The 12,703-nt window shown below is 61.3% G+C and carries 12 protein-coding genes; 5 read left to right on the forward strand and 7 right to left on the reverse strand.

Going from position 1 to position 12,703, the window contains the following annotated elements; all coding sequences use genetic code 11:
• From NKI61_RS24870 to NKI61_RS24885, 4 genes are all read right to left on the reverse strand, one after another.
• On the reverse strand, positions 1-766 hold a 766-nt coding region (locus tag NKI61_RS24870), incomplete at its 3' end, for an ABC transporter ATP-binding protein (protein WP_352841371.1).
• Between the two features lie 25 nt (positions 767-791).
• The gene (locus NKI61_RS24875; RefSeq protein WP_023671100.1) at positions 792-1,697 is read right to left on the reverse strand and encodes a carbohydrate ABC transporter permease; all 906 of its coding nucleotides are present in this window, start codon (positions 1,695-1,697) and stop codon (positions 792-794) included.
• A complete protein-coding gene (locus tag NKI61_RS24880; protein WP_023671101.1) occupies positions 1,690-2,625 on the reverse strand; it encodes a carbohydrate ABC transporter permease in 936 nt (311 codons plus the stop codon). Before NKI61_RS24880 ends, NKI61_RS24875 begins: the two co-directional genes overlap by 8 nt.
• 81 nt (positions 2,626-2,706) lie before the next feature.
• Positions 2,707-3,972, reverse strand: a complete 1,266-nt coding sequence (locus tag NKI61_RS24885; protein WP_352841372.1) for an ABC transporter substrate-binding protein — start codon at positions 3,970-3,972, stop codon at positions 2,707-2,709.
• Positions 3,973-4,117: 145 nt separating this feature from the next.
• On the opposite strand from NKI61_RS24885, the gene NKI61_RS24890 reads away from it, so the two are divergent.
• The gene (locus tag NKI61_RS24890) at positions 4,118-5,323 is read left to right on the forward strand and encodes an ROK family transcriptional regulator (protein WP_023747087.1); all 1,206 of its coding nucleotides are present in this window, start codon (positions 4,118-4,120) and stop codon (positions 5,321-5,323) included.
• A gap of 29 nt (positions 5,324-5,352) precedes the next feature.
• Here NKI61_RS24890 and NKI61_RS24895 read toward each other — a convergent pair whose 3' ends face one another.
• Together NKI61_RS24895 and NKI61_RS24900 are read right to left on the reverse strand one after the other, a co-directional pair.
• Positions 5,353-6,393 (reverse strand): aminopeptidase, encoded by a 1,041-nt coding sequence (locus tag NKI61_RS24895; RefSeq protein WP_031245934.1) that lies wholly within the window; start codon positions 6,391-6,393, stop codon positions 5,353-5,355.
• Positions 6,394-6,630: 237 nt separating this feature from the next.
• A complete protein-coding gene (locus NKI61_RS24900; RefSeq protein ID WP_023671105.1) occupies positions 6,631-6,864 on the reverse strand; it encodes a hypothetical protein in 234 nt (77 codons plus the stop codon).
• Between the two features lie 185 nt (positions 6,865-7,049).
• Between NKI61_RS24900 and NKI61_RS24905 the strand changes: the two genes are divergently transcribed.
• Together NKI61_RS24905 and NKI61_RS24910 are read left to right on the forward strand one after the other, a co-directional pair.
• Positions 7,050-9,050 carry an AI-2E family transporter gene (locus NKI61_RS24905; protein ID WP_023714070.1) on the forward strand — a complete coding sequence of 667 codons (2,001 nt, stop codon included), beginning with the start codon at positions 7,050-7,052 and terminating at the stop codon, positions 9,048-9,050.
• Between the two features lie 130 nt (positions 9,051-9,180).
• Entirely contained in the window at positions 9,181-9,339 is a 159-nt protein-coding gene (locus tag NKI61_RS24910) for a hypothetical protein (protein WP_023704065.1), read from the forward strand.
• A gap of 433 nt (positions 9,340-9,772) precedes the next feature.
• On the opposite strand, the gene NKI61_RS24915 is transcribed toward NKI61_RS24910, so the two are convergent.
• Positions 9,773-10,141 carry a response regulator gene (locus NKI61_RS24915; RefSeq protein ID WP_023671108.1) on the reverse strand — a complete coding sequence of 123 codons (369 nt, stop codon included), beginning with the start codon at positions 10,139-10,141 and terminating at the stop codon, positions 9,773-9,775.
• Positions 10,142-10,296: 155 nt separating this feature from the next.
• Between NKI61_RS24915 and NKI61_RS24920 the strand changes: the two genes are divergently transcribed.
• Together NKI61_RS24920 and NKI61_RS24925 are read left to right on the forward strand one after the other, a co-directional pair.
• Positions 10,297-12,090, forward strand: coding sequence for a PAS domain S-box protein (locus tag NKI61_RS24920; protein ID WP_352841375.1), 1,794 nt, complete (start codon positions 10,297-10,299; stop codon positions 12,088-12,090).
• A 192-nt stretch (positions 12,091-12,282) separates the two neighbouring features.
• Complete coding sequence (locus NKI61_RS24925) at positions 12,283-12,576, forward strand: hypothetical protein (protein WP_023704064.1); 294 nt, start codon at positions 12,283-12,285, stop codon at positions 12,574-12,576.
• The last annotated feature ends 127 nt before the right edge of the window (positions 12,577-12,703 follow it).

Raw genomic sequence — 12,703 nt, forward strand, 5'->3', positions numbered from 1 at the left:
CAACAGTGCGGCGACCGCCTTCCTGGCTCAGTTCGGCGGCCAAAAAATTCATCGCCGGCGACCCCATGAAGCCGGCGACGAACATGTTGGCCGGACGATTGTAGATCGTGGCGGGATCGTCGAATTGCTGGACCTCGCCCTGATGCATCACGGCGATGCGCGACGCCAGCGTCATCGCCTCGACCTGGTCGTGGGTGACGTAGACGGTGGTCTTGCCGACGCGGTGATGCAGCTTCTTGATTTCGGTGCGCATGTCGACGCGCAGCTTGGCATCGAGATTGGAGAGCGGCTCGTCGAACAGGAACAGTTTGGGATCGCGCACCAGCGCCCGGCCCATGGCGACGCGCTGGCGCTGGCCGCCCGAAAGCTGTCCGGGCTTGCGCCCTAGCAGCGGTTCGATCTGCAGGAAGGCGGCAACCCGCTTGACGGCCTCGTCCTGCTGCGGCTTCGGGACGCGGCGGCTTTCCATGCCGAAGGTGATGTTCTCGCGCACCGTCATCGTCGGGTACAGGGCATAGGACTGGAACACCATGGCGATGTCGCGGTCCTTCGGCGCCACCGAATTGACCAGCCGCCCGTCGATGCGGATCTCGCCGGAGGTAACGGATTCGAGCCCGGCGATCATCGCCAGCAGAGTGGACTTGCCGCAGCCGGACGGTCCGACCAGCGCGATGAACTCGCCGTTCCGCGCTTCGAGATCGATGCCCTTCAGCACCTCGACCGCGCCGAAGTTCTTGCGCAGCGATCGGATGATCAATGTCGACATGCAATGCCCTTCACTTGATCGCGCCTCATTTGATGGCACCTTGCGTCAGGCCTCGCACAAAATACTTGCCGCCGAAGAGATAGATCAGCAGCGGCGGCAGCGCGCCGATCAGCACGGCGGCGCTCATGACATCGTAGGCGCGCACATTGGTGCCGCTTGCCGTCAGCGCGACGAGCGCTGCCGTGATCGGCTGTTGCTGCCCGGAGGTGAAGACGACGCCGAACAGATATTCGTTCCAGATGCCGGTGAACTGCCAGATCACCGTGACGATCAGGATCGGTGAGGAGAGCGGCAGAATGATCTTGCGGAAGATGCGCCAGAAGCCGGCGCCGTCGATGCGCGCCGCCTTGATCAGGTCGTCGGGGATGCTGACGTAGTAGTTGCGGCAAAACAAAGTGGTGAACGAAATGCCCTGGATAACGTGGATGAGGACGAGCCCGTAGACCGAATTGCTGAGGCCGAGATTGCCGAGGATGAACGCCCACGGCATCAACGAAATCTGGCCCGGAATGAAGACGCCGAGCAGCATGCAGGTGAACAAAGCTTCCGAACCTCTGAAGCGCCATTTCGACAGGATGTAACCGTTCATCGCGCCGACCGCCGTCGAGATGATCGTGGCCGGGATCGTCATCTTCAGGGAGTTGTAGAAGTTGCGCTGCATGCCCTCGCAGGTGCCGCCGATGCAATAGGTGCTCCAGGCCTGGCCCCAGGCATCGAGGCGGAAGCTGCGCGGCAGCGAGATCAACCCGTTGCGCGCGATCTCCTGCTGGTCGCGGAATGAATTCAGCACCACCACCAGCAACGGGACCAGGTAGATCGCCGCGAAGACGACCAGCAGCCCATAGATGGCGAAGCGGGTGAGAAAATGCCGGCGCGACGCGACTGCGGCAGCGCGACGGTCGAGCGACTGGTCCAGGGAGACGTCAGCCATGGCCGGCTTCCTTGCGCCGGCGCCAGACCACCCAGAATGAATAGGGCACCAGCACCACGGCAACAGCGGCAAGCATCATGATGGCGGCGGCCGCACCTTCGCCGATCTGGCCGCGTTGGAACATCAGGTCATAGACGTAGATGGCGGGGAAGGTGGTCGAGATCCCCGGGCCGCCTTTGGTCAGGGCCGCCACGAGGTCGAAGGTCTTGATGGCGAACTGGATCTGGATGACGGCGACCGCCAGGAAGATCGGCGCAATGGTTGGCAGAAGCACCTTGCGATAAATGCGGAACGTCGATGCGCCGTCGATCTGCGCGGCCTTGACGAGGTCCTGATCCACCGAGCGCAGGCCGGCCAGGAACAGCGCCATGGCAAAGCCCGAGGCCTGCCAGACACCGGTGATGATCACCGCGTAGATCGCATAGTGCCGGTCGCTGGCGAGTGCGAAACTGAAGCTCGCCCAGCCGAAACCGCGCACCATGGCCTGGATGCCGTCGGTCGGATTGTAGAGCCAGCTCCAGACCGTGCCGGTGACGATGAAGGAGACGGCCAGCGGATAGAGGAAGATCGTGCGCCAGGCCGCTTCGCCGCGCACGCGCTGGTCGATCAGGATCGCCAGCAGCAGTCCCACCGCCATCGAGCCGACGATGTAGAAAGCGCTGAAGAAAAACAGGTTGTTGTAGGCGATGTTCCAGCGCCGGTTCGCCCACAGCGACGCGTAGTTCTCGAGGCCGACGAAGCCGTAGGTCGGCAGCAGCGAGGAGTTGGACAGCGAGATATAGAGCGTCCAGCCGGTGAACACGAAGACGTAGACGAAGCTCGCCACGAGAGAGGGGCCGAGCACCAGCAAGGGCATCGCGGAGCCCAGCCGCTCGCGCCAGGGGCGGGCGGGCGTCGGGACCGACAGGATCAGGTCGTGATTTGACATTCAGAGCACGGAAATTGGCAGAGCACGGGACTGGAAGGGAGGACGGCCGGGCGGATAGGCATCGCGCCCGGCCATTCCCGTCTATTTCTGTGCTTCCGCCGCGTCGGCCATCGCATTGGCGCCATCCTCGGGCGACATGTCCGGTGTCGCCACGAACTCGGTAATGGAGTCCATGATCGCGCCGCGCATCTTCTGCGGGATGGTCATGTTGTGCGCCATCGAGCGGACCAGCGTGCCGTCCTTGATCGAAGCCTGCAGATCCTTCTGCGAGAGCTGCTGGCACGGATTGAAGCCCTTCGACAGATCGATATCCAGGCGTGCAGGGATCGAGCCCTTGGCCTGGTTGAAGACCGTCTGGAAGTCGGGCGACAGGATCAGGCTGGCCAGCAGCTTCTGGCCGTCGATGTAATCCTGGTCCTTCTGCTTGAAGAACACGACCGAGTCCGAGTTGAGGATGAAGCCGGGTTTGCCCCAATCGGTCGGCGCCTGGGCGCAGACATAGTCGGTGCCTTCCTTGAAGCCGGCGGCGGTCAAAAGGCCGATCGTCCAGTCGCCCATGATGTGGAACGCCGCGTCGCCCTTGCCGACCAGCGCCGACATCGAATCCCAGTCGCGGCCGACCATGCCCGGATCCATGTATTTGCTCGTCATCAGGCGCATCTGCGTGAAGGCCTTGACCATTCCCGGGCTGCGCATGGACTCGACATCGCCTTCCACAAAGGCCTTACGGTAGAGATCGATGTCCTGGCCGTAGAGCACGACCTCGAACACCGTCGAATCCGTCCAGTCGGCGGTCGAATGCGAGATGCAGATCTTGTCTGTGGCGACGATCTTGTCGCAGGCGGCATTGAACTCGGCCCAGGTCTTGGGCATTTCCGCCACGCCGGCCGCCTGCATGACCTTGGGCGAGGCCCAGAGCCAGTTGATGCGGTGGATGTTCATGGGCGCGGCGACCCATTTGCCGGTCGGCTTCATCACCGGAAGCAATTCCGGCGCCACCACTTTCTCCCACCCTTCCGAGGCCGCCAACTCGTCGAGATCGGCGGTCATGCCGGTCTCGTTCCATTCGGCGATCTCGGGGCCCTTGAGCTGCACGGCAGGCGGGGCATTGCCGGCGATCACGTCGGCGCGCAGCTTGGCCAGCGTATTGGCGGTGTGGCCGGCGATCGAGGTCTGTTCCCATTTGCCGCCCTTGGCGGTGAACATCTCGCCGAGCTTGGCGATCGCCTGGGCGTCCGATCCGGTCGCCCACTGGTGCAAAAGGTTGGTCTTGGGTTCGGCGAAGGCTGTTCCGGCGAAAAATGTGCACGCAGCAGCGGCCGCAAGCGCGGTCATGACGGACTTCATCGTTTCACTCCCATATCGTGTTGCACGGTTCGTCTCGACCGCTTATGGCCGCGGTTTGAAGCCGCCGCCGGCGAGATGCGTCAATCTCGAGTTCTTTCCAAGATGACATATTGGAGCTATCAGTCAACGATGTTTATGTTGAGCCATGACAAAACCTTCGCTTAGAACCTGGCTGATCGACAGACCCTCCGCGTCGCCGGAGAGCATGATCGTGCGCTGCCTGAGCGAGCGCGGCGCACTCTCCGCGTTGCAGATCGCACGCGCCACCGGTCTGGCGCGCTCGACGGTGTCAACCGCGCTTAACGGCTTGAAAAGGTCTGGAATGGTGATCGAAGCCCCGACCAGCCGCGACGGCATCAGAGGCATCGGCAGGCCAGCCGCGGCGGTGACGCTCAATCCGACAGCGGGCACCTGCGTCGGCATTCACCTGGCTCTTCAGCAGATACGGCTCATCGTCGCCGATGTCTCGCATTCCGTCATTGCCGAACAAAATATTCCAATGGCGCTGGACTACCAGCCGCAACAGGCGGCCCAGGCGGTCAAATCGGCAATTGCCCAATCTTACAGGGAAAACGGTCTGCCGGTGGCGGGGCTCCTGGGGGTTGGTGTCTCCGTCTCCGGCCCTGTCAGCCGCGATGGAGTGGTGCTGCGCGCAAGCATGGTTCCAACATGGGCCGGCGTCAACATACGAGATGTGTTCGGACCCGTCCTGGAACAGCCGATCTTCGCCGACAACGAGAGCAACTGCGCGGCCATTGCCGAGCTGATGTGGGGCGCGGCCGTAGGCCAGGACGATTTCGTCCTGTTCAAGATCGATCTGGGTGTCGGCGGCGCCATAGTCCAGCATGGCCGGCTGGTGACGGGCGTCGCCGGCGGCGCTGGCGAATTCGGGCACATCAGCATCGATCCCGGCGGCGACCTTTGCCGCTGCGGCAATCGCGGATGCCTGGAGCTCTACGCGAGTTTTGCCCGGCCGCTGGAACAGATTTCGCGTGTCGTTGGGCGGCAAGTCACCATGGACGATGTCATCGCCATGGCCGAGCAGGGCGACGTCAGGGCGTTGCGGATGATCGAGGATACCGCCGAGATCGCCGGCCGGGGTCTCGGCCTGATCGGCTCGGTGCTCAATCCGCCGCTTATCATCATCGGCGGCCACATGGCTTTGGCAGGGGACATTCTGTTGACGCCGCTGATCGCGTCCTATGAACGCCACACGCTGATCAAGTCCCGGGATGTCGCTCCCGCCCTGCGCACGCGCATCATCGTTGGCAAGCACACCGAGAACGATGCCTTGCTGGGCGCGGTCGGCCTCGTTTTGAGACACCAGACGAAGGAACTGTCGCTGGGGTGATCGTCAGGACCAGCCTGTGCTTGTTCAAGTCAATTGCATGTGTCCGCAGCCTTGAGCGCTTCGGCGCGGGACGATTTGGGCAAATCCGCGATCCGCCGGACAGAAGCGTAAAACCTCGGATAGTCACCCGAACACAGGTCGAACAAGCGAAGAAAGGCCGGAACCTGTTCACCGTAGACGGCAGTCGCGGCGAGCTTTGCGTTGTTGATCGGGGCATCGAACCAGGCGTCGTATCCACGGTATCCCGCCCAGTGCCTGTCGCGCATCCGCCGGTAGCGCGCCCGCAACCGGTCGATGGTTGCTGCCTTGGCGGCCGCCATCTTTTCCGGGGTGCGGGGACTACCATAGACCTGCCTTAGCTCGTCGCGCGTCCTCGCCACCAGCCCGAGAAAATCGGCGCTGCGCTTGCGATCGGCTTCGTAGCGGCGCAATCCGGCCCGATCGCCGGCGGCGCGGAGCCATTTCCTGACGCCGCTGGTTTCGACGGCTACGGCGAACGCCTCATTGAATGCGGAATCGCCATCCACATAGAGGCGCTGATGCGCCAGCTCATGAAAAACAAGGCTTGCGAGATAGGTGTCGTCCTGATGCAGCATGGTGCTCAGCAGCGGGTCACTCGACCAGCCAAGCGTGGAATAGGCGGTGACGCCCGAGACATAGACGTCGAGGCCTTGTCTTTGAAGCTCGACAGCGCTTTCAGCCGCGGATTTCCGGGAGAAATAACCCCGGTATGGAACGCAGCCGAAAACCGGAAAGCACCATGTTCGTGGCGCAAGCGAGAATTGCGGCGCGGCAAAAACGGCCCAGGTCACGGCGTCGCGATGGATGTCGACATAGCTGCGGTAGCTGCTGTTCTCGGGCAGTGCCAGTTCATCTGTCGCAAACCGTCTTATGGCGCTGGCCGACGTCAATTTGGCGCGCAATGCCTCAGGCGTCGAAGGATCACGGATGATTTTTCCAATATTTTTGCGGGCGGCCATGATCTGCGCGTGACCCTGCAACGACTGCGCGTAGTAGGAAATGCTCGTGCAGCCGGTCGCCCCGGACGCGATGATCGCCGCGGCAAGCATCCGAAGAACGCGCTTCACTGTTTGCCCACCCTGCCCATCTCCCTATGCAGCAAACGTCCTGGTCACCCTCAAACAGGAGGCACCGGTTTCCGTCAAGAGCTGCAGGGGCAGGGGGCGACACCGACCTGGGCAGGGCAAGGCGGGCATTCGCCTAGGATTGACGAAAGTCCACCGCAGGGCGGAGCGGGCGAGATACGGACCGTCCGTTGGGACGCCGTTCCCCCAAGCTGCCGCGCGCTACTGGTCCGAAAACCTCACGCTCACGCCGCGCTGGCGAAAATAAGCCTGCATCAACTTACGGCCGGAGCGGTTGTTCTGCGCCAATTTTGCCGGATCGAACACCGCCTGTTTTGCGCCCTCTCGTGTCAGCGCAGCCTTGAGCGTCGCGATATGGGCGTCGATGTCGGCATTGTCCGCCCGCAGCGAGGCATAGATACTTTCGGTCGCTTCGGCCACAGTCGGTTCGCTCACAGATGTCGTCCTTTGGTTGGTTGGGCGGCGGCTTTACCACAGATTTGCGGCTCCGACGATATCGACTGAACCGTCGGAGCACAGCGCCCAGGGCGCAAAACCGCAAAACGTATGTATTCGGCCCTGCTAAACATTGCCCGGCAGGCGAATGGGTCTAACTATCGCTAGGAAACGGGGGGAATCACGTGGCTGCCAATCGTCGAAACGACATCTCATCGTCCGAGCGGGGGCTAGGACGGATTCTTGCGGCAGGCAATGCCCATCCGCGCACAGCTCTGCCTACCGTGGCAACCATCGTCACGACAGTAGCTGCGCTGTATTTCGGTCGTGAGGTGTTCCTTCCCATTGCCATCGCGCTGCTTTTGACCTTTGCGCTGGTGCCGATGGTCTCCGCACTGAAGCGTGTCGGCTTGCCTCGGCTGCCCGCAGTGCTTCTGAGCGTGATTGGCGCATTCGCGGCCCTGGGCCTGTTCAGCTTCATTGTTGCGACCCAGGTAAGCGAGCTTGCTCAGAACATTTCCGTCTACCAGACAAACATTCTGACCAAGGTACGTTCCCTCAAGGAGACGGGCGTTGGTGGCGGCATAATCGCCAGACTGAGCGGGGTGATCGAGCGTGTCGGTCAGGAGATCGACAAGCAGGATGTGGCGCCGCCTGCGGCCGACAAGCCCCGGCGCGAGCCTGTTCCCGTCGAGATCGTCGCCCGCGAGAGACCTCTGGAGGTATTGCAGAACATCATCGGACCGTTGATCAGCCCGCTGGCATCAGCTGGCCTGATCATCGTCGTCGTCATCTTCATGTTGCTTGAGCGCGAGGATCTGCGCGACCGGTTTATCCGCCTCGTCGGCTATGGCGACCTCCATCGCACAACGCAGGCATTGCAGGATGCCGGCAAACGGGTTGGCCGCTATCTGATCATGCAATTGGTGGTCAATATCGTCTACGCGATACCAATCGCAATTGGCCTTTGGGTGCTCGGCATTCCCAACGCGCTGCTGTGGGGGTTGCTGGCACTGGCGCTGCGCTTCGTTCCCTATATCGGCCCTGTTATCGGCATGCTGCTGCCCTTGTTTCTGGCCTTGGCGGTTGCGCCCGGCTGGTCGCTGGTGCTGTGGACCGCCGCACTGTTTGTCGTCATGGAATTGGTAACCGGCAACGTCATCGAACCGTGGCTCTACGGCTCGCGCACGGGACTTTCTCCTTTGGCAATCATCGTTGCGGCAATTTTCTGGACATGGTTGTGGGGGCCGCTCGGACTGGTCCTTTCGACGCCGCTGACAGTTTGCCTCGTCGTCCTCGGGCGACATGTTCCGCAGTTCGAATTTCTCGACGTCCTGTTTGGCAACGAGCCCGTCCTTGAATCTCACGCCCGGCTCTATCAACGGCTCCTGGCCGGCGATCCCGACGAGGCCACTGACCATGCCGAGGAGATCCTCGAGGAGAAGTACCTGATCGATTTCTACGACACTGTCGCCATTCCTGCTCTCCTGTTGGGCGAGCAGGACCGCATGCGTGGCGTGATGGGCGATCAACAGCGAAGGCAGGTGGCGGCGAGCGCCCAAATTCTTGTGGCAAATCTTGCCGACGATGCACAGGAAGAGGCAAGCGAGGAAGATGCGCCGACAACCACCGCGGAAGGGAGCGCGAGCAGGGAAACAGATGGCGTCGAAGAGGAAGAGATCGAGCTGCCCGACGGCAAGGACATGTCGGTGCTTTGTGCCGGCGGTCGCGGCGAACTCGACGATGCCGCTGCCGCCATGCTCGCTCAGGTGCTGGAGGTGCAAGGTGCTACGGTGGCGAAGGCCAGTTTTGTCGATATGGAGCCGGCAGGTATTCGTCGTCTCGAACTAGAGGCGATCGACACCGTCGTGGTCGGTTTCCTGAACCGGGATTCGCTCAAGCATGCCCGCTTTCTGGTCCGGAGACTGAAGCGCGCCAAGGCAGGCTTGAGAATTGGGATTGTGTTCTGGTCAGACGCGGAGCAGGGCGATGTCGGGCAAGAAAGGCAAGCTTTGGCCGCCGACATCAGCGCCGATTTCGTAGCGCACGGCATGGTCAACGCTGTGCTTGGCGCACTTTCTCCAGCGCCGGCCGTTCCCCTCAAAGTCGTTTCGAAACGCCGCGATCGACGCCGTCCGGCCCCTCGAAAACGGATCCCGGCCCAAGCAACGGCCGCAACAGCCTAGCCGCACCGCCATGTCTCAGATTGCCGCGCCGGCGCTGGAATGCCTGGTGAGACGGCAAGATCGTCCCCCACTCGCAAGCCATGGAACAATCTCGCGGCCTTGCGGTTCCTAACATCGAAGGAGACCCCCCATGCTTAGATTCCTTATCCGCCTTGGCGCGATCTATGCAGCGTTCCAGATCGGCAGAGAGTTCGGCCGCAAGGAGACCGAAATCATGCTCCTGCCGCCGCCCGTTGACTACGAGCGGCACCCGACGTCAAGAAATGAAACCGAGTTCGGAGAGACATAGGACTGCTCAATCTGTCTGGTCGATCTGGCCCATGCTGGCGCCGTCCCTGCGCGGGGCGCATTATCGTGCGAACGGACCGGCCTCTTGGCTGTGCCAGGATGGATCCGGGTAATGCAAATTGAGCCGCTATCTCCGCCGCTCAAACGCGGCACAAAGAGGTTGACCGTGCGTCGAGGAATGTCTCTCGCAGATCTTGGCGTTGAGCCGATGGAGAAGGCATGATCAGCACGGGCAAGGACGAGCACAACCCTAAGAAAGTGGAAGGGAATGAAGCACTGGTGCTGTCAACTGCCAAAGAGACCGGCATCACCGAGGATCAAGCGCGCGACCTTGTTCGCCTGATCGGCACCGGCCGCAATTCGCTGCTCCGTGAGGCACGGCAGCTGCTCCGGCAGCGCCTGGCTAGTTTAGACCGAAGGTGCTCAGAGCACGGCTATCCCGTCGCCTTCTGCTGCCCGGCGGTCATCGCTTTGAGAGCCCGGACCACCTCTGCAGGTCCGGCGGGTTTCATCACTCTTACGCCAGACGAGAACGCTTCGGGGGTTTCCTCGAGCCCCAGGCCGGAATAGACGATGAAAGGAACCGCCCGCCCTGCCAAGGTTTTTGCCGCGTCAACAGCCTCGCCGTCCGACAGCCTGACGTCCAGGATCGCTGCGGCGGGGGTATGGTCCGCAAGAAAACGTTTCGCCTGGGAACATGTCGCCGCCAATGCCACGGCAAAGCCCGCCTCCGAAAGAGTGGACTCCATATCCAGTGCTATCAAGGCTTCGTCGTCGACGACAAGGACCAAGGGTTTGCCCATGCGCGGATGATCGCACGTTTGTAGATGGAAGACGAGTCGAGGCTATGACCCTTTTAGGGTCCGGTTCCCGTACGCAGCGGGTCGAGACCGCGAGCAATGGGAACCAACTGATCCAAGCCGCATTATATTTGGTTGGACTGGACAAGGTGTTTGGGATGCATGAAGCAACACAGGCGAATGTTGTCGCCTTCGAAAACCCGGGGGTGTCCAGCAATGACGGTCTGGATTTCGATTACAAGGATTTCTTCGAAAACGGTGCCGTTGCCCTGCATCTGGTGAACGCAGACGGCTTGATCGTGCATGCCAACCAGGCTGAGCTCGACCTTCTCGGCTATCCTGCGGAGGACTACCTCGGTTGCCACATCGCCGAGTTCTATCCCGACCGGGACGTCATAGAGGACATTTTGGTTCGCCTTGCCAATGGCGAGAAGATCGTAAGATATCCGGCGCGATTGAGGGCCAGCGATGGATCGATCAAGCACGTCGAAGTCACCTCAAGCGGACATTTCCGGGACGGCAAGCTGATCAACACCCGGTGCTTCACGGTCGATGTAACCGACTTGGTACACACCCGCTCGGAGCTCAGGCAGCATGACAGTACCTATCACCAGATACTCGACGGCCTACCCGTCGCCATCTACACGACCGATCAGGATGGGACGATCACCTACTACAACCGCGCCGCGGCCGATCTGGCAGGCAGGGAGCCTGAAATCGGCAAGGATAAATGGTGTGTGACGTTCAAGCTGTTCACTGCCGACGGCAAGGAATTGCCGCACGATGAATGCCCGATGGCCATCGCGCTCAAGGAGAACAGGCCGGTCCGCAATCAGCAAGCTGTTGCGCAGCGTCCCGATGGATCGTTTTTTCCGTTCCTGCCCTACCCGACACCGCTGCGGGACGAGCACGGCGCTCTGATTGGCGCCGTCAACATGCTGCTGGACCTGACGGACCGCCAGCGTGCCGAAGAAACCAGGCAGCACCTGTCAGCGATCGTGGAATCCTCATTTGACGCTATCGTCAGCAAGGATCTCAACACCATCATAAAAAGCTGGAACCACGGCGCCGAACGGCTTTTCGGCTATACTGCCGACGAAGCGATTGGCCGGTCGGTGACCATGCTGATCCCCGAAGACCATCAGGACGAGGAACCCCGCATCCTCCAACGCATTCGCCGCGGCGAGCGCGTCGAACCATTCGAAACGACCCGCCTGCGCAAGGATGGCAGCCTGGTTCCGGTTTCGCTGACGATATCGCCCGTGCGTAACGCAACTGGGCAGATCACCGGCGCATCGAAGATAGCGCGAGACATCACGTCGGCGAAGGAGAATGAATACCGCATCCGCATGCTGATGCGCGAGGTCAACCACCGGGTGAAAAACCAGTATTCGGTCATCCTGTCGATGATCCGGGAGACCAACAAGCGATCGGAGACGCCAAAACAATTTGAAACCCAGGTGCGCGAGCGCATCATGGCGTTGTCACGATCTCACGACCTGCTTGTATCGGCGGATTGGAAGGGTGCCACGATCAGCGACCTCTTGGCGGCCCAGGTCGAGCCTTTCCCGCGGGGGGATGTGATCGAAATGTCGGGCCCATCATTGGTACTCAGTCCCAACGCAGTTCAGTATCTCGGGATTGCCTTCCACGAACTGGCGACCAACTCGGCCAAATACGGGGTTCTCTCAGGGGACAAGGGCCGGATCTCGGTCACATGGGGCATCACCGGTTCCGGTGCTTCGAGGCTCTTTCACCTCACATGGGTCGAAACCGATGGGCCGCAGGTTCAGACTGTCGGACAAGGTGGCTTTGGAACCGTTGTGCTGAAGAGGGTTGCGCCCGCAGCGGTCAGTGGGCAGGGAAATCTCGAACACGGTGCGCATGGCATAACATGGAGCTTGGAAGCGCCTTTGGCTTCCGTGGCAGCTTCTGCCGTCCATGAAGCTTAGAAGCACGAAGCAGCCCTGCGACGAGCATTCGTCAATTGGAAGCCCTTGATGCGGCCTTTGCCGAGCGAAAACCCCGTTTCCGCTAAAGATCGCCAGAGCCATTGCTAAAGTCGGCAGAGCAAATCACCGGCAGAGGGCGCATTTCGTTGCACGGAACGGGACAGGACCGGCGTAGCCAGAGGCGAGGTAACTATGGACATCGACGAGTTCCGTGCGACCCTTCAGGGTGTAGAGCCCCCGGCGAATCTTGGGATGGCGCTCCACGCTCTATGGTGGGATAGACAGGGCGATTGGGAGCGGGCGCATGAGTGTGTGCAGGCCAACGAATCTGATCCGGCCTCTGTATGGGTTCATGCCTATCTGCACCGCAAAGAAGGCGACCTTTCTAATGCAGCCTACTGGTACCGCCGCGCCGGGCAGCCTGTGGCAACTGGCAAGCTAGACGCAGAGTGGGAGTCGATTACAGAATCACTTCTTGCAGGATAGTGAGGGTCGCCCAAGGGGCAGCCTAGCGCCTCATCGCCCCGTAGAGGCGAAACTCACCTCCGCCCGATGGGATCGGCTGGGCCCAGGAGGTCCGAACGTTTCCGCATAAATTCATGCAGCGAGATTG

The organism is Mesorhizobium sp. M0514 (assembly GCF_040321145.1).
GTDB lineage: Bacteria > Pseudomonadota > Alphaproteobacteria > Rhizobiales > Rhizobiaceae > Mesorhizobium.